At 45.5% G+C, this 24340-nt stretch carries 17 protein-coding genes and 2 pseudogenes; 6 read left to right on the top strand and 13 right to left on the bottom strand.

All coding sequences use genetic code 11. The features are described 5' to 3' along the window. The first annotated feature begins 237 nt into the window (after positions 1 to 237). On the top strand, positions 238 to 1209 hold the full coding sequence (locus tag AOU00_RS22175) for a serine hydrolase domain-containing protein (protein ID WP_069291671.1): 972 nt from the start codon (positions 238 to 240) through the stop codon (positions 1207 to 1209). Positions 1210 to 1334: 125 nt separating this feature from the next. Here AOU00_RS22175 and yicI read toward each other — a convergent pair whose 3' ends face one another. Next, positions 1335 to 3659, bottom strand: coding sequence for an alpha-xylosidase (gene yicI / locus AOU00_RS22170; protein WP_069291670.1), 2325 nt, complete (start codon positions 3657 to 3659; stop codon positions 1335 to 1337). A 180-nt stretch (positions 3660 to 3839) separates the two neighbouring features. Between yicI and AOU00_RS22165 the strand changes: the two genes are divergently transcribed. Continuing rightward, positions 3840 to 4760, top strand: coding sequence for an AraC family transcriptional regulator (locus AOU00_RS22165; RefSeq protein ID WP_069291669.1), 921 nt, complete (start codon positions 3840 to 3842; stop codon positions 4758 to 4760). Positions 4761 to 4776: 16 nt separating this feature from the next. On the opposite strand, the gene brnQ is transcribed toward AOU00_RS22165, so the two are convergent. Beyond that, on the bottom strand, positions 4777 to 6135 hold the full coding sequence (brnQ, locus tag AOU00_RS22160) for a branched-chain amino acid transport system II carrier protein (RefSeq protein ID WP_061831307.1): 1359 nt from the start codon (positions 6133 to 6135) through the stop codon (positions 4777 to 4779). 484 nt (positions 6136 to 6619) lie between these two features. On the opposite strand from brnQ, the gene AOU00_RS22155 reads away from it, so the two are divergent. Continuing rightward, on the top strand, positions 6620 to 7894 hold the full coding sequence (locus AOU00_RS22155) for an oligosaccharide MFS transporter (RefSeq protein ID WP_069291668.1): 1275 nt from the start codon (positions 6620 to 6622) through the stop codon (positions 7892 to 7894). Positions 7895 to 7988: 94 nt separating this feature from the next. Here AOU00_RS22155 and AOU00_RS22150 read toward each other — a convergent pair whose 3' ends face one another. Together AOU00_RS22150 and AOU00_RS22145 are read right to left on the bottom strand one after the other, a co-directional pair. After that, on the bottom strand, positions 7989 to 9692 hold the full coding sequence (locus tag AOU00_RS22150; RefSeq protein ID WP_069291667.1) for a methyl-accepting chemotaxis protein: 1704 nt from the start codon (positions 9690 to 9692) through the stop codon (positions 7989 to 7991). Positions 9693 to 9725: 33 nt separating this feature from the next. Beyond that, positions 9726 to 11000 carry an ABC transporter substrate-binding protein gene (locus AOU00_RS22145; RefSeq protein ID WP_069291666.1) on the bottom strand — a complete coding sequence of 425 codons (1275 nt, stop codon included), beginning with the start codon at positions 10998 to 11000 and terminating at the stop codon, positions 9726 to 9728. A gap of 244 nt (positions 11001 to 11244) precedes the next feature. On the opposite strand from AOU00_RS22145, the pseudogene AOU00_RS22140 reads away from it, so the two are divergent. Beyond that, a pseudogene (locus AOU00_RS22140) lies at positions 11245 to 12094 on the top strand (copper amine oxidase N-terminal domain-containing protein). Positions 12095 to 12234: 140 nt separating this feature from the next. Here AOU00_RS22140 and AOU00_RS22135 read toward each other — a convergent pair. From AOU00_RS22135 to AOU00_RS22115, 5 genes are all read right to left on the bottom strand, one after another. Next, entirely contained in the window at positions 12235 to 12576 is a 342-nt protein-coding gene (locus AOU00_RS22135; RefSeq protein ID WP_069291665.1) for a darcynin family protein, read from the bottom strand. An 83-nt stretch (positions 12577 to 12659) separates the two neighbouring features. Beyond that, the gene (locus AOU00_RS22130; protein WP_069291664.1) at positions 12660 to 13241 is read right to left on the bottom strand and encodes a Crp/Fnr family transcriptional regulator; all 582 of its coding nucleotides are present in this window, start codon (positions 13239 to 13241) and stop codon (positions 12660 to 12662) included. A 125-nt stretch (positions 13242 to 13366) separates the two neighbouring features. Continuing rightward, positions 13367 to 15208 carry an adenine deaminase gene (locus AOU00_RS22125; RefSeq protein ID WP_069291663.1) on the bottom strand — a complete coding sequence of 614 codons (1842 nt, stop codon included), beginning with the start codon at positions 15206 to 15208 and terminating at the stop codon, positions 13367 to 13369. Between the two features lie 153 nt (positions 15209 to 15361). Next, entirely contained in the window at positions 15362 to 17740 is a 2379-nt protein-coding gene (gene helD, locus AOU00_RS22120; RefSeq protein WP_237166224.1) for an RNA polymerase recycling motor HelD, read from the bottom strand. A gap of 355 nt (positions 17741 to 18095) precedes the next feature. Beyond that, entirely contained in the window at positions 18096 to 19127 is a 1032-nt protein-coding gene (locus AOU00_RS22115; RefSeq protein ID WP_172828310.1) for an FUSC family protein, read from the bottom strand. A gap of 187 nt (positions 19128 to 19314) precedes the next feature. Between AOU00_RS22115 and AOU00_RS22110 the strand changes: the two genes are divergently transcribed. Beyond that, positions 19315 to 20643, top strand: a complete 1329-nt coding sequence (locus tag AOU00_RS22110) for an MFS transporter (protein ID WP_039270093.1) — start codon at positions 19315 to 19317, stop codon at positions 20641 to 20643. A gap of 93 nt (positions 20644 to 20736) precedes the next feature. Beyond that, positions 20737 to 21906, top strand: a complete 1170-nt coding sequence (locus AOU00_RS22105; RefSeq protein ID WP_039270091.1) for a glycosyltransferase family 4 protein — start codon at positions 20737 to 20739, stop codon at positions 21904 to 21906. Between the two features lie 57 nt (positions 21907 to 21963). Here the strand turns inward: AOU00_RS22105 and AOU00_RS22100 are convergent, their stop codons facing one another. The 4 genes and pseudogenes from AOU00_RS22100 to AOU00_RS25975 all read right to left on the bottom strand — a co-directional run. Beyond that, complete coding sequence (locus AOU00_RS22100; RefSeq protein WP_039270090.1) at positions 21964 to 22596, bottom strand: DUF2238 domain-containing protein; 633 nt, start codon at positions 22594 to 22596, stop codon at positions 21964 to 21966. 24 nt (positions 22597 to 22620) lie between these two features. Then, the gene (locus tag AOU00_RS22095; protein ID WP_039270088.1) at positions 22621 to 22824 is read right to left on the bottom strand and encodes a YwbE family protein; all 204 of its coding nucleotides are present in this window, start codon (positions 22822 to 22824) and stop codon (positions 22621 to 22623) included. 64 nt (positions 22825 to 22888) lie between these two features. Beyond that, on the bottom strand, positions 22889 to 23629 hold the full coding sequence (locus AOU00_RS22090; RefSeq protein ID WP_039270086.1) for a DUF1361 domain-containing protein: 741 nt from the start codon (positions 23627 to 23629) through the stop codon (positions 22889 to 22891). Positions 23630 to 23942: 313 nt separating this feature from the next. Continuing rightward, a pseudogene (locus AOU00_RS25975) lies at positions 23943 to 24298 on the bottom strand (sugar phosphate isomerase/epimerase); the annotation flags it as partial. Positions 24299 to 24340 lie beyond the last annotated feature (42 nt).

Raw genomic sequence — 24340 nt, 5'->3', positions numbered from 1 at the left:
CCAACTTACTATATATCGTTTTATTTGACTGTTTTTTTGAATGAAACAGAAAAAGTGTATAGATTTTAAAATATATTTGTGTCTATTCAGTGAACATATATATCTTTTTTAATATCAAAAAACAAAAAAATTCAAAATTAGGTAAATGAACTGTTTTCAGTTTGTACCCTTCGAATTTCAGACTATTTAAATGATATACTATGTATTGGTATGCCATAAGCCTCAAGGAGGATCTGCATGAAAAGTCTGGAACTCAATCCGCTTATTCACGTGCTTAACGAGTTGGAAACCCGCAGCTGCCTTATTGAGCAGCAGGGTAACATGATCATGAATTATTATCGTGAACCTCAAATTGCTAACGAACTCTATAAAATAAATTCCTGTACCAAAAGCGTGATTTCTGCATTAGTTTGTATCGCTATGGACCAGCAACGAGGACCGAAACCGGAGACGCCAATCCTCGAATTCTTTCCCCAGTTGGCCACAGATAGTGATTCTCGAAAGCGTGATATTACGATTGAACATCTGCTGACGATGTCCGCAGGCTTTAACTGGACGGAATTTGGCGGGCAAAATTCTTTTCCTACCATGAGCAAAACGTCAGACTGGGTGCAATTTGTGCTTTCACAGCCATTATCGGATGTGCCAGGGACGCGAATGGAATACAGTTCTGGCTGTTCTCAACTTTTGGCCACCATACTACGTAATGTTTCTGGACAAACAGTTGCTGAATTTGCCGAGCAGCAATTATTCCAACCGCTCGGTATCGAAAGCTACCATTGGGAGACCGATCCTCAGGGCACGCATACGGGTGGATTCGGACTGCATCTCAGGCCGATGGACATGCTCAAATTCGGGCGGCTTTATCTGAACGAAGGAGGCTGGGAAGGACGGCAGATCATCCAAACAGAGACAGTCCGATATTCAACCCGTCCGTTTCTTCCTGCTGCCAAACCACAAAAAGCATTTTACGGCTGGCACTGGTGGACTTCTTCCTTTTCAGATGAAACAGAGACAGGAAATGAAAGAGAATATTTTTACGCTCTCGGCTTCGGTGGGCAATACATTGTTGTCGTCCCGTCGTATGACATGGTTGTTGTCGTTACCGCTGATAAATTCAAAAAGAAACGGGCTCCTGTGGATATTTTCCGGCAGTATATTGTACCGCTGCTACTCCAGCAGAATGGTAGGAATAGATACAGAAGCTAAAAGTTGCAACTGGTCTCTAACAAAAATCTGCATCAAAAAGGGCTTGCCTGTTGGATCAGGCAAGCCCTTTTTTTGCATATAATCGCTACATTATGACATACTTCATCCACTATCTAGAGCCTTACCTAGCCCAAGTGAATCGTAAGCTCTTGCTGTCCGCTGGAAGCTGGTGTAATGATTACACCCTGTTCTCCCGACTGGCTGCTGCCTTCCTCCACTTGAACAGCCTCATGGATACCGCGCAGGACTATCGACCATGGTTTAACAGCACCTTCAGCCTTCACCGTAATAACAGAATCCTTGCGGCTGGCAGTAACCGTTAGCTCTTCTTCACCTGACGTATTCACGATTACCGTTCGAGCTTGTTGCCCCTCTCCAAGCTCAAACAAATGAAGCGCCACTTGATCAGCATAATCATAATCCGGACGACTGTCCTCATGACCGATTGCCAACAGTGTGTTCGGCTTCACGAGCACAGGCAAAGTTGCAAAATCATGATGCTCGTTAACCCAACGACCACCTGACACTCTCTCATTCGTAAGTAAATTCGTCCACTGACCCTCTGGTACATAATACTGTACACTGCCTTCTTTATTAAAGATCGGAGCTACCAAAATGGAATCTCCTAGCATGTATTGTCGATCGAGCGTTGCACAGGTTGGGTCCTGCGGGAATTCCAACACCATAGCCCGCATCATCGGCAGTCCCTTCACCGAGGATTCCACAGCAGAAGCATACAGGTGTGGCATCAGCGAGCATTTGAGTTTGGTAAAGCTGCGTACCACGTCGACTGACTCTTCGTCAAACAGCCAAGGAACACGGTACGACACGTTTCCGTGTAGTCGGCTATGGGAGGATAAAAGTCCAAACTGCACCCACCGTTTGTATAAGTCCGGCGCAGCCGTTAGTTCAAAGCCGCTAATATCATGGCTCCAAAAGCCAAACCCACTCAAGCCAAGTGATAATCCGCCCCGCAATGATTCTGCCATCGACTCATACGTCGACGAGCAGTCTCCGCCCCAGTGAACCGGGAACTGTTGCCCCCCAGCCGTAGCAGAACGTGCAAATAACGCTGCTTCATTTTTACCCAGCTTTTCCTCCAGCACTTCAAACACTGCCTTGTTATACAAATGCGTATAATAATTATGCATTTTCATTGGGTCAGAGCCATCATGATAAACTACATGTGTTGGAATACGCTCACCAAAGTCGGTTTTGAAACAGTCCACGCCCTGATCGATCAGCACCTTCAGCTTATCCTGATACCATGCGACAGCAGCCGGATTTGTGAAGTCAACCAGCCCCATTCCTGCCTGCCACAGGTCCCATTGCCAAACGCTGCCATCAGCTGTTTTGACCAGGTAGCCATTCTCCATGCCTTCATCGAACAAAATGGACTTTTCTGCAATATACGGGTTGATCCATGCGCAGATTTTGAGGCCCTTAGCCTTCAATCTCCGCAGCATGCCTTCTGGATCTGGGAACATATCTTGATCCCACTGGAAATCACACCATTGGTATTCCTTCATCCAGAAGCAGTCAAAATGGAATACCGAGAGTGGTAGATCCCGCTCAGCCATCCCGTCCACAAAATGGTTCACGGTCGCTTCATCATAATCTGTTGTGAACGAAGTGGTCAGCCACAAACCAAAGGTCCAGGCTGGTGGTAATGCAGGCTTACCCGTCAGCTTGGTGTAATTGTCCAGTACCTCTTTAGGGTTAGCTCCACCAATAATAAAATACTCTAACGATTCGCCGGAGACGCTAAACTGAACCTTTGATACATTTTCCGATGCAATCTCATAGGATACCTTTTCCGGATGGTTGACGAACACACCATACCCTTTATTCGATAGATAAAATGGAATGTTTTTATAGGCCTGCTCACTGCTAGTCCCGCCATCTTCATTCCAGATATCGACCACTTGGCCATTTTTTACGAACGGGGTGAAACGCTCTCCGAGTCCGTATACGTACTCACCGATGCCCAACTCCAGCTGTTCTCGGAAAAAAGGCTGATCCTGCGGGTCTGTAATATAGCCTGGTCCCCGATGTCCGCTGCCTGTGACTTTACGATCCTCGACATAAAATCCTACATCCCAGCTCTTCCCACGACCGACTCGCACACTCAGATCGCCACTTTTCAGTACCGCTGCGTCCTCATCCACTGTAATATCTACCTCTGTTGGCAAGGTGTGAATTTCAAAATTCGGACCCTGATGCACCCGTCCCTTATGGTGGTTCAGACGCACCCGAATGACATTCGGCATGGGCGAGCTGTAGGTCGCTTTCAGCAACGCTCCGTTCAGTGTATCTCCTTTGTGCTCGATCCGGTGGGTCGCTGCATATACCGTCATGGAAGCATCGTCCGTCACAATATCACGGATATCAGCAGGATTTTGTATTTCATAGCCCTTGCGAACCATCCAATAGCCATCAGTAAATTTCATCTGTTACTTCCTCCGCTTCAATCTTTATTTCTTGATCCCAAATCGCTTGTTGGATTTTTGCGAAATCCTTACTATAATAATATTGATTTATGTAAGGGTTTACTTCGTTTATTTTGACGTATTGTATCAATATTTTGATGTTTTCTATATAAATCAGTTTGCAGAAGAGGAGTCGTTGAAATGCAAAGGGAAATGTTGCGGGAAAACCGCATTCACGGCAATCCCATGTACCCAGTCAGCGTATATCCGAGCGTAGAGCAGTTGAACGGAAATAGTATACTGGAATCTCATTGGCATGAAGAGATGGAGTTTATCGTAGTGGAGCAGGGAAGCGCCATTTTTCAGACGGATATGGTCTATACGGAGGTTAACAAAGGTGAAGCCCTTTTTGTCAACAGCGGCGAGCTTCACGCCGGTTATTTACAAAAAAGCCCTCGCTGCATATTTTCTGCGGTGGTGTTTCATCCAGACATGCTGTACAGCCGCACGCAGGATACGGTGCAGACGCAGTTTATTGACCCATTTATCAGTAAAAAGCTTGTCCCTCCCCCTCACATTCGAGGCGTGCAGCCCTGGGAGCAAGAGGTGCTGGCTGCATTGCGACACATTATCACCAGCCATGAGCAGAATACGCCTGCCCGTGAATTGGCGACCAAGGCGCAGCTCTATAGCATGATTGCCTGCCTGTATCCACACATGACCCCTGCTAACGGAGAGGATGTGATTATGGCGGGGCAACGCAACAAAGTTGAACGGATCAAAAAAGCGCTGGCGTATATCAACAGTCATGCTCATGAACCTATACGTTTACGGGAGATCGCAGATGAGATTGGAATGAGTGAGGGGCATTTTTGCCGTTTTTTTAAGCAGATGGTTCAGAAAAGCCCGGTAGAATATATCAACTATCATCGGATTCAGAAGGCTTGCAGGTTGCTGGAGCAAAGTGATCGCAAAGTGGTTGATATTGCGCTGGATGTTGGTTTTGACAATTTAAGCTATTTTATTGCGACCTTTAAAAAATGGAACGGCCTGACCCCTTCGCAGTACCGTAAGCAGCACGAAGCAGATCAGGCGCTTGCTGTCCCTTATATAACAGACTAATATGCCATAGGATAAATCATTTATTTTTTTTGGGCTTCATAAGTACTAAAATTATTTTTCTTCCTCTTAACTTAGTAAATATGTAGCCAGCTACACCTCCTAAAACAGAGGGAATTAACCACCCTAACCCTACATTATATAATGGAAGAAGATGATTGAAAAAGTCATTAATTACATTAATTTTTATTCCAGCAGCATTCAAGCCATCAAATAAACTAACGATAAAGGTTAATATCAAACTGCCTTGATATACTTCTGATTTTCCTTTAAATACGGGATGTAAAAAAGTTAAAAATATAAGAGAAATAGCAATAGGATATATTGCCATTAATACTGGCGTTGAAACCTTAATAAGCTGTGTTAAACCTATGTTGGCTACAAGAGCACTAAATATAGATAACATGAGAGCAACTCTTTTGTATGAGACTTTCGGAAATAATCCATGAAAAAAAGAAGAGCAGGAAGTAATAAGCCCCACACTTGTCGTTAAACACGCTACTGTAATCATTAAGCCTAATAGAATAGAACCATAAGATCCAAAATAATAGGAGGAAACCTTAGCTAGCACCTCAGCGCCATTTCCCAAAACACCCAATTTTTCAACGCTAGAAGCTCCCATGTATGAAAGAGACGTATAGATAAAAGCTAAGAGTATAACCGCAATTGCTATCGCTTTGGCACAAATGATCATCAACTCTTTTTTTGTAGTGACTCCTCTATCCTTAATTGCATTCACAATGATAATTCCAAAAATAAAGGCTACAAGAGCGTCCAATGTTAAATAACCCTCTTGAAAGCCTTTGAAAAAGACATTCGATGTATAACCTTCCGCAGGTTCTTGGAATTTTCCTATTGGGTGAATAATAGCTACAATCACAAGTAATCCAATGAATGTCAATTTAATGGGTGTTAAGAACTTTCCGATAACATCAATAATTTTTGTAGGATTAAGTGATAACAAGCATGCAACTCCAAAAAAAAGAATAGTAAATACAACAAGTGCGACAGGATGATCTGCATTGTTAGAAAAAAAAGGTTTTACTCCAATTTCAAATGACACACTACCGGTTCTAGGAATTGCATATAAAGGCCCGATGGCCAGATAAAGAATTGTTGTAAAGACTAGACCGAATACAGGATGTACACGACTCGCTAAAGTTTGCAAATTGCTTTTGCCTGAAAAAACAAAGGCTGTGACGGCTAGTAATGGTAAGCCAACTCCGGTAACCAAGAAACCCGCATTGGCTACCCATACATTCTTTCCAGCCATTTGCCCAAGCATAGGTGGAAAGATTAGATTCCCTGCACCAAAAAATAAGGCAAATAGCATTGAGCCTATAATGATAATAAAGGACGAAGAAACACTTTTCGACATAATAAATCCTCCAACTACGAACTCACAACATTTTGTTTTATTCGTTTTCTTTTTAATTTATAAAATATATGTTAATAGAGCCTAGTGATAACCTGTGCCTTTAGGATGAGTGGGTTTCGTCTTAACTCATCGTTACACAATACTCTATATACGATCAGTATTTCAAGTAACTTTGTACTTGCAGAATGAAATTAGTGAGCTTAATGAACTATAAGAGAATTTTACACTTAGGACTTATTTCTTACAAGATGTAGATATAGTACTATTCTTCTTCAACATATTTAAAATAGTTTGAGCCCCCATTTAATCCATATCAGGATCTGCTGTTTTATCCGAATTCTCAACTGATTGAAATAAGCACAGGAAATCTTGGGAAAATGCCCTATGGAAGCGAGTGAATAATCCTTACAATTAATAGTACAAGACAATACATATTGACGTTGGCAACACATTGAGCGGCTACAATTTGAAGGGGTGCTTAAACATGATGAATTTGGCAAAACGCAACTATTGGTCTCTGAGTATTTTTAACTTCGCTTATCTGTTTACATGGTCTGCTGCCATGTCTTTTTTTGTCATTTGGCTGGGACAAAGCTTGGGAATTTCAGAAACCTACACGGGATTTCTATATGCGGCTAACTCAATCGTGGCCTTGATCATGCAGCCCCTGTTCGGTTACTTATCCGATAAGCTGGGTCTGAGAAAACATCTGCTGTACATACTCTTTACGATTCTTTTGCTCGTCGGACCCTTTTTTATTTATGTGTACGGTCCATTACTACAAACGCAGTTCGTCATTGGTGCCATTGTTGGTGCGCTATTTATCGGCCTGGTATTTAATGCAGGTAACGGTGTCGTCGATTCGTATATGGACAAAGTTTCGCGTAAATACGGCTTTGAATACGGACGGGTTCGTATGTGGGGTTCACTTGGGTGGGCGGCGGCTACTTTTGTTGCAGGACGGGTCATCAATATCAATGTAAACCTGACCTTCTGGATTGCCTCGGTATCTGCCGTTGTTGCCATGATCTGCATCTTTCTGACCAAAGTCGAAATTTCCGGACAGGAGCAGCAGAAAACAGAATCGTTGAAGCTAATCGATGTGCTGCATCTCGTGCGTACCAAAAAGTTCTGGTTTCTTATGCTATTCATGGTTGGCGTGACCCAAATCTATGAGGTATATGACCAGCAGTTTGCCACATACTTCGTATCGCAGTTCAGTTCCAAAGCGGAAGGAAATCAATTCCTCGGTGATTTAAGCGCTGTGCAGGTTTTTCTGGAATTTGTGTTCCTTTTCGTTACCCCTTGGTTTGTGAACAAAACGACCGCCAAATGGGCATTAATTATTGCCGGGTCGATTATGTCTCTGCGTATTATCGGCTCTTCATTGCCGTTCGGTTCCATATGGGTAGCTGCAATGAAGATGATTCACTCCCTGGAGAAACCGCTTATTCTGGTAGCCATCTTCAAATACATTACCGTTAACTTTGACCAGCGCTTGTCCTCCACCATGTACCTGCTGTATTTGTTTATGGGCTCCCTGGTGGTTTCCATTTTCTCACCCATTGTGGGACATATGTATGAAGTATTGAATTTCCCGATAACTTATGTAATTCTGGGTTCCATTGCAGGCCTGTTCACCATCATATCCTGCTTTACACTGACAGCAGACAAGAAGAATGGGGAGCGGTATCTGGAGGAACGTCGTAAACAGGATCTGAAAAGAGCAGCCAAAAAAGCAGAAGCCGTTCATTCGTAATCTAATGGTTTGAGCTTAACAAAACAGCGGCAGTCTAGGACTTTTTTCTCGTCCAAGGCTGCCGCTCTTAACTCCAGTTGGTTTGAAGCTTATTTTAAATCTTGAATACCGACACCGTTTGATTCATCTCTTCCGCTCTCTTGGCAAGCATGTTAGCACCTGCAGACACTTCCTGCATGGATGCGGTAGTTTCCTCGACTACGCTTGCGACTGTTTGAGTAGAATCTGCTGCACGTTCGGAGATTTCAGCAATTTTCTTCATCGATTCCACCATAGAAACGGTTCCTTCATTTACGGATCTTGCTTCTAAAGCCGCCGTGTCCACCTCACCGCTCACTTCTTCAACGGCACCTACAATCTCAGAAAAAACGTTACCTACACCTTCGACAAGCATCATGCCTTCATTCAGAGATTGAACACCTTCATTCATTGAAATCACAACTTCATCTGTTCTTAAGGTAATTTCGTTGACAAGCGAAGAGATCTTGCCTGTTGCTTCACTTGCTTGTGCCGACAGATTGCGTACTTCATAAGCGACAACCGCAAACCCTTTTCCCTGCTCTCCCGCTCTTGCAGCTTCTATACTCGCATTTAGTGAAAGCAAGTTGGTTCGGGCTGCTATATCGCTGATCATAGCTGTGATCTGTTTAATCTCCGCAGACTTTTCTCCTAGAATATTTACCACTTCAGCGGATTGAGTTACCTTGGTATGCACATCTCTTATTTGGAAGACAGTCGAAGACATTTGGGTTTTCCCGTTGTTTGCTTTTTCTTGTGCTTGGGTTGTGAGATTAGCCACATGAACAAAGCGATTGGTTATGTTGTCTACACTTTTAGAAACGTCCACCGTGTAATTCAGCGTTTCAGCTATATCTGCAAGCTGTGTCTGAGATCCCTCTGCGACTTGAGTGGCACTTATAGCTATCTGCTCGGTAGCGATGCTTGTCTGTTCCGCACTGGCCGTTAACTGTTCAGCCGTAGAGGCAACCAGTAAGGAATTATCCACAACTTCCTTTAAAAGGTTGCGCAGTGAATCGCACATTTCATTAAAATCGGACGCCAGTTCCCCGACCTCATCTTTTGATCTGACCCTGAGGGGTTCCACTTGCAGATTCCCCCTGGTTACCAGCTTCATCTGTTCCGCTATCTTTAATATGGGCTTAGTGAACGATTGAGCCAGTAAAAAAGAACCGATAATGCCAAGGATCGTACATATGATAGTCAGAGAAATCATCAAAATTCTACCTGAATGGTAAGATTGACTCGATTGATTAGCCGCATCCGTTGCGTATTGCTCATTAAGTAGCTTCAGTTTATTTACATCTTCTAATGCTGCCTTATAAATAGAAGAATTTCCATGAATGATCATGTAGGCCATCACTTTGTCGTTTTCTTCCATGGCAGCGGAAACCACTTTTAGATGGCGAAGATACATTGCCCACTGACCATAAAAGTTGGTGAACAGTTCTTTTTCCTCTGCCGTAGAGGCTAAACTTTGATATTCATTTACACTCTTATCCATTGAAGCTGTAGCTTTGGTTAGTTCTTCTTGATAAGTACTGCGAACAGCCGCATCCTCTTCAAGTATCAATCGAACGGTGAGTCTATCAATTTCTGTAATCTGCTTATCCATACCTTGAAGAAGAATAACCGCGGGTAAAGACCTGTTATTTACCTTGTTAGAAGCCTCACCCATTTCCGACATCTTAATGACGCCTATAACACTTGAAAGGGACAGTACGATAACCAGTATGAGCGCTGCACTAATTATTTTTTTCTTTAACGTTAATTTAAACATCTTTATCTTCCTCCCGTAACTGGTCTCGTATCATCACTGCTGAGCTTTCCAGTATATGCGTATTTGGCGCAACAGCTCAGTCTTATCTATCTTTCCACTGATATAGCTTTGGATAGATGCTCCTGTGATACCCCCATGATCAGGTGGAAGGGTTGCCATAAACGGCAGTGTCTTTCCGGTCGAGATATACGACTTGATTGATCGTCCCAAAGGATCGGCAGGCTCTAAATCAATATTTTTGAACGCAGGTACCATATTAGCCTTGTTTACCAGAAAATCTTGTCCGGACTTGTCGTATACCATCCAGTTCAGAAATTTCTTTGCTTCCTCTTGCTCCTGAGGTGTGGTAGCTGTGGAGTCAATGAAAATATACTTTGTTACACCGACTGTAATCTTAGCATTGTTAGGGTCATCCGTATTATCGCTTAACGGAAGGGGCAAAAAACCGTATTCCTCATTTGCTGTATCATTGCTCTTAATCCCAGCCCAAGCCCAGTTGCCCATAAACCAAAGCCCCACTTTTCCCTCTCCTAATGCTTTGACTCCATCGTCATACGTGCTGTCCAAAGGTGAATTCTTATTGATGCTGTTATTCTTGAGCAGATCTAAAGTTTGTACCCATCCAGACATTACATTATTTTGGGACATGTCTATGGAGTTATCCTGCATACCTTTAACAAACTCTGGAAAACCCACAGGTTGAACAGAATAAGACAGAGCTAAAAGATGAGAGCCGAGAGACCAGTCCATTGGTGAAAGCATGACCGGTGCTACTCCCGTCTTCTGAATCTTAGCCATTAATGAGTTCAGGTTGCTTCTACTTTTCACCGAAGAAGGATCAAAAGAACCCCCTGTTGCCTTGTCCAATACTTTCTTGTTATAGATTAATCCGTAGCCTTCTACTGCAAATGGGAATCCCAGCACAGCATCGTTTTTCTTAACTGCATCAAGTCCATTTTCTATCGTATCGGCTACCCACTTCTCTTTACTTAAATCAACGGCTTTATCCAGGAATGTCTGCGTGTCGCCCGGGTCAAGCATCGACATCGTTGCTGGACTTCCTGAGCCGTACATCGACATCAGTTTTTGATATGCTGACGTTCCCTCTGGAGCGGTTATAATCTCCAAAGATACTTCAGGGTGCTCTTGATTGTATTGTTTTGCTACTTCTTCTAATTGGGTTTTTATTTCAGATTTGGAATTCAAAAGTGTAATCTTGGTCGTCTGCTGTGATACTGGTGAAGCTGAACAACCTATAAACATCATTAAACATACTAGAGAAATCGCAACTTTTAGCTGTTTTCTCATTAACTTTCCCCCTAAGGATTTACTTTGATAAATTTTATGAATAATATTCAATGTTATCGACATAATTCTCCAGGAAGATTAGCAATTTTTAGTTGGTAAATATCGGAAGGTAATTAAATAGTACAAACTGGTTGTTACGTTAAGTTAACGGACAGGACAGCGCAACGTTTTTTTATCCAGTTGCGTCTTCATATGGGGGAAAGTTACTGCGCAACAAATTTAACCGAAAAAGGAGCAATCATTTATGAAAAAGGCATTCTTTGCGGCTTTTCTTGCAATTTTTTTATTTATTTCATCGTCCACAACTTATGCAGCACAAAATCAGATCAAAGTTGACGGTGTGACTATTACATCCGATGTAAAGCCCGAAATGAAGAATAAACGCGCCATGGTACCTCTACGTGTTATGAGCGAAAGTTTGGGGGCTAGTGTCGAATGGTCCGATTCCGAGGTTATTCTCGCTAAAAGCGAGATGAAAGTAAAATTAGCAGTAAACAGAAGCATAGCGGAGAAAAATGGTAAAAAGATGCTGCTTGATGTAAAACCATATACGAAAAATAATCGCATATATGTTTCACTTCGTTTTAATTGCAGAGGCGTTTGGCTGCAATGTTAATTACAGCAACTTTGCAGTGACTGTTGATACTAAACCATTGTTCATAAACGGTGTACAAGTAAAAGCACTTCAACAGGAATACCATATGACTTTGGGCGGCGTAGTTCAGCAAATTCATGGCAATGCATATAATGAAACCATTTATAATATTTTTGCAAAAAACAAAGGTGAAAAGGTCGAAGCACCTGAAAACTATTCTTGGAGCTTAACTCTTGACACACCTGGATCTTATTATAAAAATGCACAATACGATTTCTTAGACCAAAAAGGGAAAAGCTTAGCTCGTTTTGATATATATTCTTTAATTCGCACTTATCCACCTGAACTTTTAACAGGCTACCCAGAGACTTTGATTCATGATGTATCGAATGATGAGTGGTATTTGTTTAACGATACCGCAGGAAAATCCATTTATCAGTTAATGGATACCGCTGGGAAGAACGGTTTTCTGAAGATTATAAGTAACACAGTTGTATAATGTGATTTTTTCTTATTACACTTTTTTGTCTCCAAAAGATAAAAGGCGAATTCCCAGCTGAACATAAGCAGCACAGGAATTCGCCTTTTTTAACCGTATATAAGATGAACTCTTCATTTTACATAGAAAGCGAAATGACGTTATTTTTCCATCTGTAGCATTTCTGACTCATAGGACTGAAAAGCATTTTCCATACCCATCACTACATCTTTAATCTTCATGTATCCTTTGGTATACGGCTCCGAATCGCGAATTTCTTCCCACATATAGTGATATTGCTTCATATCCTCCGTTTCGCATACGACGAAATCAGTATAGTCCTTTCCAGGCAGTGCTTCTGCATCAAAAAAACGAACCTGAACATGTTCGCTATATTTTTGAATGGTAGCCTGCAAGGCCCCCGCATATTTTCGACGTTCCTCCCGAGGTAGAGCCAACCAGGAAGGGTAGAACTCCAATAATACAATCATCATATAACGCATATGCCTTATCTCCTTTTTTGGTGAAGCTTGAATGATTTATCGTTATTGTACGCTGCTTGTCTACAACGTCGCATTAACATAGGTTAATGCGGATCACTACGCAGCAAACGACTAAGTGATACAGGGGAGACGCCTATGTACGAAGCTATATGATATTGGGCAACTCGTTTGTCCAATCCGGGGTATTTGAGAAGAAAAGCATGATAACGCTCCTTAGCGGAAAGATACAATAATTCGCGCTCCCGTTCCTCTTTTCGAATATAAAGTCTTTCTACACTTTTACGGACGAATCTTTCCCACATATGGCTTGTATCCATAAGCTCCATCAATACGTGATATGGAATTTCAATGACAACCGAATCTTCCATGGCCTCAATCGAAAAAGTGGATAGTTCTCCTTGGATCATAGCCCCATAAGAGGTTACGTAATCATCTTCTGGCGAAAAACCAACATTATATTCTCTGCCATCTGCTAATGTATAAAATAAACGAAATAATCCCTCTGAACAAAAATAGGCATGTTTCACAGGCTCACCCGTTTCAATGAGAACCGTTCCCTGCTGAATATGCTTCACACAGGTTTGCTCTACAAACCTGTTCCAATCCTGCTCTATAATCGAGGCATGATGAGCCATTTTTTCTAATGAACGATAATAGGGATGCATCTGCTCACCGCTCCTTGACTTTTATAAAGGAATCGAAGATATTTTTTTGACTTCGTGTATGAAAAACAGGGGTTATCCCTCAGGTCTGGGCAGACCTGTAGGACAACCCCCAGCGACGTGTTCTATCAGACTTCCGCAGCATCCTCTTCCACAAAAAGAGATACCTTGCGGATGCCATCCGCTCCGATCACGACAAGCCCCTGATCCGACAGACGAATTTCAGGGATAACGACCAGTGCGAGCAGTGACAGTGTCATCAGCGCGTTGTTCAGCATGCAGCCGGATTGCTGAAGCGCCCGGCTGATACTTTCGGACTGCGCAGCTACCTCTGCAAACGGAGCTGGGGACATCAGCCCGGCGATAGGCAGCGGGAAGCGCGTCTCACCCGAGGCGGATACGACCACCACGCCGCCACGCAGGGCAACAGCCTGCTTCGCCGCCTGGGTCATGAGCTCGTCATCATTACCAATGACGAGCAGGTTGTGGCTATCATGCGCGACGGTCATGGCAATCGCAGCCGGCTCGGTGAAGCCGACACCTGTCACAAGTGCCACCGCGTGACTGCCACTGGCATGATGGCGCTCGAAAACGGCTATTTTGCACAAATCCTGTGCAGGATCTGCCGTGACTTCTCCATTACGGACCGGAACGATCATTCGCACTTCCTTCGTGTCCACGTGGTTTTCCGTAACACGAATCACCCGTACAGGTACATTCCCCTCTCGTACTGGAGCCGCAATGCGAAAATCTGCAGCACTCAGCTCTCGTCCCAGGTGGACAGTGTCCATCACTTCCGCAGGATAAACGAAGCCGTCCCAATCGGCGACCATTTGACCGTGCTCGGCCACCAGCTGGCCCGCTGCGATGGTAGCCGTCACATTCACTTCGGCCAATCGGCCATCAAGCAAAATAATGTCGGCAATCGCACCCGGAATGATCGATCCGATGTCCCGTGCCACGCCGAAGCGCTCTGCCGTATTCAGCGTGGCCATCTGAAACGCGGTTACGGGCTTGACGCCCTGTGCAATCGCATGACGCACGACGAAGTCCATCTGCCCTTCATGGAGCAAGGATTCCGCGCTGCGGTCATCCGTTACCAGCATCATGCGGCGCGTGTCGAGACCCATTTCCGTGCTGGCTCGGATCGTCTCGGCCACATCATGCCATGCGGAGCCTTGCCGCATCTTGGCATACATGCCGAGCCGGATACGCTCGGCTACATCCTCGGGCGTGACACACTCGTGGTCGCCCGTAATTCCCGCGGCTGCATAGACCGGCAGCCGCCAATCATCGGAGGCCCATGTAAAATGGCCATCCGCCACCTTGCCCGCGCGCAGCGTGGCCTGAATTTCACCGATCATCACATCGTCTCCATAGACGACACCAGGGAAATTCATGACTTCGCCCAGCCCGATCATATCCGGGCCCCAGCTTAACGCCTCTGCGACTTCCGCCGGGCCGAAGGAGGCACCCGTCGTTTCCAGCTCCGGACCTGTGGACGGGACGCAAGAAGCCACCTGCATGTAAGCAGCCAGCGGTGTCGTACGTGCTTCGTCCAGCATCAGACGAAGCCCTTTTAGACCCAGTACATTGGAAATTTCATGCGGGTCAAAAAAACCACCCGTCACTCCCAGCGGCAGTACAGCCTTAGCGAACTCCGTTACGGTCAGCTGCGTGCTTTCGATGTGACAATGTCCGTCCAGTAACCCCGGTGCCATATAGCGGCCTTCCGCTTCAATGATTATGGTGTCTTCTCCAATCGTATGACTGACGTCCCTACCGACGTAAGCGATACGAGCACCTTGCACAGCAATAGACATGCCCGGCAGCAACTCGCCCGATACCACATTGACCAGTGTTCCTCCGCGGATCACCAGCGATGCCTTGCGCTCTCCTCTAGCTGTAGCTACCAACTCGGGTACACAGTCCGCTAGTGGCGGGCGTTGAAATACACTCTTCATGTCCATTACGTTTGTAACCTCCGTTTATGCTTCTTACCTGTTTTGCTTATTTGCTTATGTTACTGGAATACGCTCCATAATGCCAGCCAACTCTACATCTATTCAGGCATCGCAAGGGTTTCTAAGGCATTTGTCCCCGGCTGATTGCCAATGTCCTCTCTATAGAACACGATCACTTTCTTCCACTTTGAGGGTATACGTATCCGAATCCCGTAAACTCACGAATGGCGTAATCTCCCCTATGCTATAAATATGCAGCAGATGCATCGCTCGCGTACAGGCGGTGTAGAACAGCTTACGCTCACTCTCACGCTGGTATTGTTTCGCTGATCCGTCATAAATCAGAACCGCATCGAATTCCACGCCTTTTGCCAGGTAGGCCGGAATGATATGAATCCCCTTTTCAAAAGCAGGAGTTGTTTTCTTAATTAATTTTGGCTTCACTGACAGCTGTCCTTCCAGTGCTTCGTAGGCTGCCGCACTTTCGTCAGCATTTTTACAGATCACCGCGATGGATTCATAGCCTTCTGCCAACAATTTTGTGACATTCCCAACTATCAATTGATGCAACTTTTCAAGCGAACGCACCTCAGTAACAAGAGGCTTCTCACCTTTACGGTTAAACGGTACAATGTGCTCTCCCCCAGCGACCATCCCCCGGGTAAATTCCACAATTTCCTGTGTTGAGCGATAGCTGCGTGTCAGGGAAATCATCTCGGTCTGATCTGCACCATACAAGTCATACAATGGCTCTGCATCCTGAAGCACCGAGGCATGGGCATAGATCGCCTGATTAAAATCACCCAGTGCCGTCATTTTAGCCTGTGGAAATAAACGCTTGAAGAACGCCAGCTGGAATGGGGAATAGTCCTGTGCCTCATCAATAAACACGTGACGGATGTTGCTATTGGAACGAAAGCCCAGCATCAGCTCACGCAAATATAAAAAGGGCGTCACATCCTCATAGGCTAACTCCCCAGACTGAATTCGTTCCAGAGTTTGTCGACTAATTTCACCCCAGCTGACGGGCAGCTCTGCATGATTCGCCAGTTGGCTCAACAATGCCTCATTCATAAACAGCTCGCTGTAGAGCCGAGTCGTATCTACGAAGCGAAGCGCTTTAATCCATTTGCGCAAGGGCTTTAAGCGGCCACTGACCACCATACGCGCCAATATTTCTCTTTCACGCGTAAAATCGTCGAAGGTATCGCCCTTATTCTTGGATTTACGGCGCATGCGGTTATAGGCACGCTGATAATCCTCCGGCTCCATCAGATCCATCTGTTGATCCACCCATGGGGCGGAGCATTCTTCCTTACCAAAACGGGCCAGCTCTTTGAGCATCCAATCCCGCAGCAGTTCCAATCGGTTCGCCAGCCGCACCGTAGAGTCGAATTCATAAAACTTGCGTGCCATTTGCTCTACTGAAACCACCTCACGTCCCTGAAAGCGGATGGGTTTAAAACGCATTCCCTCCTGTTCCAAATACGTCTTGTAGCTTGTAATCACATGTAAGAACGTCTTGGACGACTTAAAGCGGATACCCTCCATCCTAGCTTCATACCCAGGCTGTAACGATGCTGAAAGCACATATTCCAGCTGTTCAAATGGATCTTCTAACTGAAACTCTCGGCCCAAACGCCGCTCCAAATATTCCTGAAACGTGGCCTGAAGCATATTTTCCTCACCTAATTCAGGCAATACTGTCGATACATAACTGTTAAACATCGGATTAGGCGAAAATAACACGACCTGATCCGCTCGTAAGCGATCCCGGTACTTATACAGCAAATACGCTACTCTCTGAAGCGCAGCAGAGGTTTTGCCACTTCCTGCCGCCCCCTGAACAATGAGCATCCGGCTTCGATCATCACGGATGATGCGATTTTGCTCCCTTTGGATAGTAGCGACTATACTTTTCATTTGAGCATCCGAGCTGCGGCTCAATACTGCTTGAAGAAGTTCGTCTCCAATCGTCACTCCTGTATCGAACATAAAACGGATCTGTCCATCACGAATCGAGAATTGGCGCTTAAGCGTGAGTTCCCCTTCCATCTCCCCGGCCGGGGTCTTATATGAGGCAGGCCCCGGCATGTTATCGTAATAAAGATTGGAAATAGGCGCACGCCAGTCGTAGATCAAAAATTCCTCATCTTGATTATCCAGCAGGGAGGCAATCCCCAGATAAACACGTTCCGCAGTCTGCCCTTCCTCAGCAAAATCAATTCGTGCAAAATACGGTGAATCAAGCAACTTTTTCAAACGACCTAACGCCTCTGTGGAATGCTTGTGTCTTCGTTCCCGCTCAGACAAAATCTCGGACTGCTGACGCAAACTGGTGGACGTCTCGCCCACATCGTCCGCCTCACTGAAATTGATCGTTACCTCATCCCAGAAGTCTTTACGCATATCGACGACATCTCCGCGCACAGAACCAACCTCTGTCTCTAGCTTCCGAATACGCCCGCTAATCACTGCGGTCACATCTTCTACTCTTCGTTGTTCTTCATTCCATTGCTGTTCAGTAGTCACTGGCATCGCTCCTGTTCCGTTTCCTCCTGCTCCATGCAGGGCTCCCTTGCGTACAAACTATGCTCTATTATGGACCCGGGCATACTCGCGGCATCCCCCTGATCCGGGAAAATTGACTAATCCTTTGAAGCATGCTATAATGTAACAAGAAGTGTAGTTCACAACTTACGCTTATGGTTTCACCATAAAACAGAGCATCCTCTATTGTAGCAAGTTCAGTCCCTGTTCGCAACCAGCGGGCTTTTTTTGTGCGTTCTGGCAACCATCTATTAACCTGTTCTTACATACTTGAATTCATTACATAAAAAAGCGACCGTCCATCTGATTGATGAATGCGGTCGCTTTTCTTTAGGAAATTCGCCTATCTGCTCTCTTCTACAGGATGAATATGATCGGCCAGTCTGCTCAACCTCTCCAGCTGATGACCATAGTCGTACATCGCCGCAGCCACAATGGACAGCCGCAGCATTCCTTCCTGACAATGGTCAAAACGTGTAATCGCATGCTTCATAAATTCGCCGTTGGCTTGCTGAAACAATTCACTTTCGTCCTCATTCGGCTTTAGCTTATCTTCGAATTTCAGTAGAGCATGCTCGTGAAAACGAATCAGCAGCTCCAGATGACTGTCAAAAAAAGCATCCGTTCCTTTTGGCCGTAAAGACTGGAAGTAGTGTCTTTCCACTGCATCCAGTACCTCATATCCTTTGTGTAAACTTCCGAGCATTTGTTTGTATACTACCATTTGTCTCGTTTGACTAAACTTGGAGCGCTTGAGCTTCTTCTGCTCTTCCTCGAACAAATGATATTTGTCCGACAGCGATTTAATGGCTCCCTCCAGATTTCCTTTTTCCTCTTTGAAGACAGACTCCTTAATCTCATCGGAAATGGCAGTACGCAGCAGCAAGGACATGCTGTTAAATACATTTTGAATCTGATTAATAAACTGCCTTTTCGGTTTCGGGGGAAAAACACTAACATTGATGACAAAAGCAGACACAATCCCAATCAAAGTGAGCGCAAAGCGGGTCACCGCAAATTTCCAGTCCCCTGAGGCTTCCATTACAGAAACAACGGTCACGAGTGTCAATCCAACCGTATCAGCCATATTTATTTTCAGACATATCATAAGTACCAATACACACACCAGTCCAACTGCAATCGGCTCATTCGAAAATACCATTCCGCCCAGCAACGCCATGATTGCACCGAGTGTGCTTGTTTGGAGTTGATCCAGAAAATAACGCCACGACCTATATATCGACGGTTGCATGGCAAAAATAGCGGCTATCGCTGCCCCCACAGGCGAATGGGTGTTCAAAAGCGTGCTCAGAAAAAGGGCGAGCGTCACTGCGATTCCCGTTTTTAACACCCGTGCTCCAAAAGCCAAAGCCATCCCTCCTGCTTACCTTTCAAATTTATTCATACCGAATTACTATAATGAAAATTCAATGTAAAGTCCATGCTTTATTATTACCCAAAACAATCGGAGATCAGGAATATTTATGAAATGTACAGTTCCTGATAGAATACATATCAACAGTATTAACTTATTTGCAACAACGTCACAGGAGGAACTCATCGTGTCATGGATTAGCAAAATGTTAGAAGAGCCTCGAAAGTGGCCGCGTAATATCCGATTGTTTTTTATGGCCAATCTGCTGTACCAGATGGGTACAGGAATGTTTTCTGTACTGTATAACCTGTATATCCAAGGGCTTGGCTTTGACGATGATATGAACGGCCAAGTGGTCAGCATGCAGGCGCTAGCGACGGCGTTGCTGTTCATTCCGGTCGGATTTTTGGGGGATCGGACGAGCCGCAAAAATATGCTGGTCATCGGCGCGTTATTCAGCGGCCTGGCCTTTCTCGCCCGTACCTTTACAGATACCAGCGGAAGCATGTTGGTATTTGCCGTAATCTCAGGTGTATTCGCCGCCTTTATTCAGGTGCTGGCTGTGCCTTTTTTAGCGGAAAGCATTAGTAAATCCCAGCGCTTAAAAATATTCAGCTATTACTCTGCTCTTGTACTGGCAGCTCAAGTCCTGGGCAGCTTCGGGGGTGGCGTACTCGCAGATGGGCTGCAGACGTGGGGAATCACACCGCTATCCAGTCTGCGGGTTGCTCTGTTCCTTGGAGGAATGGCAACATTGACTGCCTTTATTCCTCTATTGTTCATCACAAAAACTACGGCAACCTTAGAAGCACCAGCTCCTGCCGAATCTTCACCTCAAACAGAAACAGAACAAGTACATACACCGCACAGTACATCCGATATCCCTGCCTTGGAGACGCCTGCTGCTGCTTCTGATCGCCGGGTTATTGGACAATTTGTTCTGGCCCAGTTTTTTCTTGGGTTAGGTTCAGGTCTGGTCATCCCGTATCTTAATTTGTATTTTACGAACCGCTTCTCCGTATCGCTCAGCGCAATGAGTTTACTGATTGCACTCGGCCAGCTCATGACCATCCTCTCCATGTTGATCGGGCCTACCCTCGGCAGCCGGATTGGACTGGTCAGAGCTGTAGTTGGCTTCCAACTGCTTTCGCTACCCTTCCTTCTCATTACAGGCTTTACGAACGTGCTATGGATAGCTTCCATCAGCTTTCTATTCAGGCAAGCGCTAATGAATGCAGCCAATCCGCTGCAAACCGCCATTCTCGTCGAACGTGTGTCAGATAAAAATCGCGGCATTGCCAACTCCATTCTCCAGACGACCTGGATGCTAGGCACCGCAGGTATGGGACCTGTACAAGCCTATTTGGTTACAACTTATGGAAACTACTGGGGCTATGCTATCACATTTAGCATGACAGGTGTTTTCTATATTTTGTCCTCCCTCGTCTATTACAGAATGTTCCGAGAAAAGCGCCCGTCCGCAGGCCAGCTTTTACAAAACCCGGCAAGCCCGTAAACAAAATCATGACACAATAAAAGCCGGAGCCTCCAAGCGGACTCCCCTGGAACGTCATAGGATAAATGAGAATGGCGGAGGAGGAATGAAGGCATGCTTCGAGTTGCATTATTTACGGACACGTATACGCCTGACGTGAATGGCGCTGCTCTGACCCTGGAACGATGGATTGGCTATCTGGAGACACATGGAGTATCTACGCTCGTCTTCGCACCGGAGGCAGACCATCATCTGCCCTCTGGGCCGGGTGTAGAGCGATTTCGGAGTATTCCCTTTTTATTGTACCGGGAATGCAGACTTGCGATCCCCAACGCCAAACAGATCAACGAGCGTCTGTCAGCCTTTTCCCCGCATCTGATTCATGTCGCTACTCCATTTAACCTTGGCCTGTATGGAACAAGCTACGCAGCCAAACACCATATTCCACTCGTCGCCTCATATCACACCCATTTTGATAAATACCTCGAATATTACAAGCTTCGCTGGCTTGAACCTGCGTTATGGAAATACATGCTCTGGTTTCACAGACATTGCGAAAGGGTATATGTCCCTTCTCAATCAACCATGGAATTGTTGCGCAATAAAGGAATGGGACAGCTCGAAATCTGGAGTAGAGGCATTGATACTGACCGATTCCAACCAAAGGTGGACCGTAATGCAGTTTGGAAGAAATGGGGCGTTCATGCAGATGCATTTGTTATTTTGTATGTAGGCAGGCTTGCACCGGAAAAGGGGATAGACACGTTACTGGATTCCTATCTCCAGTTACCCGACGACGTCCGCGCAGCCTCTGTGCTGGTCATTGCAGGAGGTGGTCCATTGTATAAGGTCAAAACTGCAGCGGATCTAGGGGTGCCGGAGCATGCAGTCCACTGGCTTGGTTTTGTGAAAGGGCCGGAATTAGCTGAACTCTACGCCGCAGCCGACGTTTTTCTCTTCCCTTCCACCACGGAAACATTCGGCAATGTTGTACTGGAGGCTATGGCGAGCGGTACACCTGTGGTCGGTGCCAATGAAGGCGGGGTAAAAGATAATCTAATCCATGGAAATACAGGGTTATTGTGTCCTGCTGGGGACGCCGCTGCCTTTGCCAAAGCTGTACAGCTGTTGTACGAGGATGCCTCACTTCGCGATGCTATGTCCAGAGCTGGTAGAGCCTACAGCCTGGAGCAGACATGGGACCGTATTTTTGAACGGCTACTGGACAGCTACATGGACGCAGCAACCCTACACCTCGACAGCCGTCCCATGACGCGAATGTAGCCTTCATAAACAGCGAAATTTCAGATAGCATGATAGTGGCGGGTTAAATAAATTCTGCTAATACCTTAATTGCTTCAGTAGCTTGTTATGTACCCCACTCAACAAAATCACTGCGGTCAAGGCGCCGATGAACGCAAGAAGCATATCCCATTGGGTATCCCATACATCTCCCTGTGTGCCCAAAAAGGCTTCTGCTGCCGTTCCGGTTGCCTTGGCTACAGCAAACTCAATCAGCTCGTACACAGCGCTGATCGCAAGACACACACTAACCGTGAGGAAAGTGAGCCAGCTCCCGCTTCCCAAGGCCGTTTTACGCAACAGCACTTCCCTGACAATGAGTGCAGGTACAAAACCTTGTACAAAATGCCCAAGTCGATCATAATAATTGCGCTCCAGTCCGAACGTATCCCGAATCCAGTTGAACAGTGGCATTTCGGCATAGGTATAATGTCCACCGACAATCAGGATCAATGCGTGCAGCCAGATTAGGGTGTATACCAGATTGGTAAACCGAAATCTACGGTACAAAGCCGCCAGCAGCACAGCTCCCAAAACTGCCGGGAGAACTTCCAGTACCCATGTAAAATGATCCGCCGGGCGAATTAAAGACCAAATGAGGGCAAGCGCCAGCAATACAAGTAAAACAAGCGGGTAGCGATCATTTTTAGACCATGCCGTTGCCTGATTCATCTTCATTCCTCCTCACCCAAAGCTCTATCCTTCGTTCGTTACGATATGTTTGACACGCCCAACCTGTCCGTCTGCCAAACGCACTTTGATTCCATGCGGATGACGCGGGGAATTGGTCAAAATATCTTTCACCGTTCCTCGCGTCAACTTACCAGTAGACTGATCCTTTTTAAGCACAATATCCACCTGAAGACCAGCGCGGATATCGGATCGATTCTGTCCGTTCATTGTAGCTACTCCTCCTTTGATTTTACATTTTTTGATGATATTCAGCCACTCAGCTGCAATCAAATCACCAGCGACGCCATTCGTCCTGGCGGTTGTTCCCCATCCAGACTACGCACATCGTGGATACATAGCTGACGAGCAAAATGACGAATAGCATCCCACTAAACTCCACAAAATGAGTACGTTGCAAGGAGTCTGCCCATATGGAAGATACCTGTGCATACAGTTGAGAGGGCGCAGAAACAATATCCCATGTGTTCCCTCGAAAGAAACGTCCAATGTAAATACCCAGGCTGCTCAACAAGAGTACCGCCAGCATAAACAGCCAACTAACAAGCCCACCACGTGCACGTTGTACCAACTGTCGTACGGATTCGAGCGATACAAAACCCATTGTCAGGCCAAGTACGGCTACCAGCAGCATTCCCAGTACATGATTCCAAAAGTACGGATTGCCCCAGAAACGTTGCTCCCCGAGAAATGGATATCTGGCGAATACATGCAGCAAATCTGTGATCAAATAGGGTGTATTGGGATAAAAGAAAAGCCATGCCGCCCCCGTAACCCAGAGTAAAAATGTCCTCGTTCCCCGCCTCCACGAGCTGTACATTACATCAAGCAGTAACGTCAACAGCATAGGAATCCAGGCCAACATCATATTCCACCAAATAAAAAGATAAGGGCGGCCCCCTGAGGGCAGTCGCACGTTAATGATCCACAATGTACTGATTACGGAGCATAAGGCCAGTGCTAAAAAAACATAGAGTTTTAGTGGATAATTTAACGATCTTAAACGGGCATACATATGTGTCTTTCCCTCCTTGTAACCGTCCTGCCTTCCTGACGTTCCAATTTACACCTGTTCTGGACAGTGTACACCACAATGGCTTCAAGCTCAATGGAAGCGCTCTACCTCTGCATCAATGAACACAAAAAAACATCCGTTCTCCGGGAATGGACTTCATCCCCGAAAAATAGATGCTTACTGTGTTTTAGACTTCACTCACAGGTAAAGGCGTAGCTCCGGTAGTTTTAATATTCGGGCAGTATGAATTAGCGTAATATCGCTAACGGCATTATAAATTTCGTCACTAACCCCGTCCATTCGCCATCCGGCGTCCGGGATGCACAATTACCGCTTTTGCCCATAATGATGCGCATATTCCACAGATTGCACCAGTAGCTCTATTACACGTTGTCGCTTGCTTTCATCGTCAAACCCGAGCAGAACGGAATTCGTGCCGTAATCCGGATCTGGTGTATGAGGAAATGTATTGTGCACACTCGATATGCCATTGTTCCCCGCTCAATCATAGGTTCAATCGTCGTTAGCATTTCCCGGGTAATGTTATAGTTCAGCTCCACCCTGCTAAAGCCCAACTGACGGATTTCCTCTACAAGTTCTCGGCCGACCGTATGCTTTTTTTATATTCCAACAGTTAGAGGCTAAATAAATAGATTTCTTACAAATGATCTGTTATCACTTAACTCCCAAGTTCTCTTTTGTTATGTATAT

This window comes from Paenibacillus polymyxa (assembly GCF_001719045.1).
Classification (GTDB): domain Bacteria; phylum Bacillota; class Bacilli; order Paenibacillales; family Paenibacillaceae; genus Paenibacillus; species Paenibacillus polymyxa_B.
Note: the sequence above shows the minus strand (reverse complement) of the source record. Positions and strands in the feature narration are given on the sequence as shown.

Excerpts from the sequence above, each read along its gene's own strand:
- AOU00_RS22175 (WP_069291671.1), top strand. The coding sequence starts at position 238 with ATGAAAAGTCTGGAACTCAATCCGCTTATTCACGTGCTTAACGAGTTG.
- yicI (WP_069291670.1), bottom strand. The coding sequence starts at position 3,659 with ATGAAATTTACTGATGGCTATTGGATGGTTCGCAAGGGCTATGAAATA.
- AOU00_RS22165 (WP_069291669.1), top strand. The coding sequence starts at position 3,840 with ATGCAAAGGGAAATGTTGCGGGAAAACCGCATTCACGGCAATCCCATG.
- brnQ (WP_061831307.1), bottom strand. The coding sequence starts at position 6,135 with ATGTCGAAAAGTGTTTCTTCGTCCTTTATTATCATTATAGGCTCAATG.
- AOU00_RS22155 (WP_069291668.1), top strand. The coding sequence starts at position 6,620 with ATGATGAATTTGGCAAAACGCAACTATTGGTCTCTGAGTATTTTTAAC.
- AOU00_RS22150 (WP_069291667.1), bottom strand. The coding sequence starts at position 9,692 with ATGTTTAAATTAACGTTAAAGAAAAAAATAATTAGTGCAGCGCTCATA.
- AOU00_RS22145 (WP_069291666.1), bottom strand. The coding sequence starts at position 11,000 with ATGAGAAAACAGCTAAAAGTTGCGATTTCTCTAGTATGTTTAATGATG.
- AOU00_RS22135 (WP_069291665.1), bottom strand. The coding sequence starts at position 12,576 with ATGCGTTATATGATGATTGTATTATTGGAGTTCTACCCTTCCTGGTTG.
- AOU00_RS22130 (WP_069291664.1), bottom strand. The coding sequence starts at position 13,241 with ATGCATCCCTATTATCGTTCATTAGAAAAAATGGCTCATCATGCCTCG.
- AOU00_RS22125 (WP_069291663.1), bottom strand. The coding sequence starts at position 15,208 with ATGGACATGAAGAGTGTATTTCAACGCCCGCCACTAGCGGACTGTGTA.
- helD (WP_237166224.1), bottom strand. The coding sequence starts at position 17,740 with ATGCCAGTGACTACTGAACAGCAATGGAATGAAGAACAACGAAGAGTA.
- AOU00_RS22115 (WP_172828310.1), bottom strand. The coding sequence starts at position 19,127 with ATGGCTTTGGCTTTTGGAGCACGGGTGTTAAAAACGGGAATCGCAGTG.
- AOU00_RS22105 (WP_039270091.1), top strand. The coding sequence starts at position 20,737 with ATGCTTCGAGTTGCATTATTTACGGACACGTATACGCCTGACGTGAAT.
- AOU00_RS22100 (WP_039270090.1), bottom strand. The coding sequence starts at position 22,596 with ATGAATCAGGCAACGGCATGGTCTAAAAATGATCGCTACCCGCTTGTT.
- AOU00_RS22095 (WP_039270088.1), bottom strand. The coding sequence starts at position 22,824 with ATGAACGGACAGAATCGATCCGATATCCGCGCTGGTCTTCAGGTGGAT.
- AOU00_RS22090 (WP_039270086.1), bottom strand. The coding sequence starts at position 23,629 with ATGTATGCCCGTTTAAGATCGTTAAATTATCCACTAAAACTCTATGTT.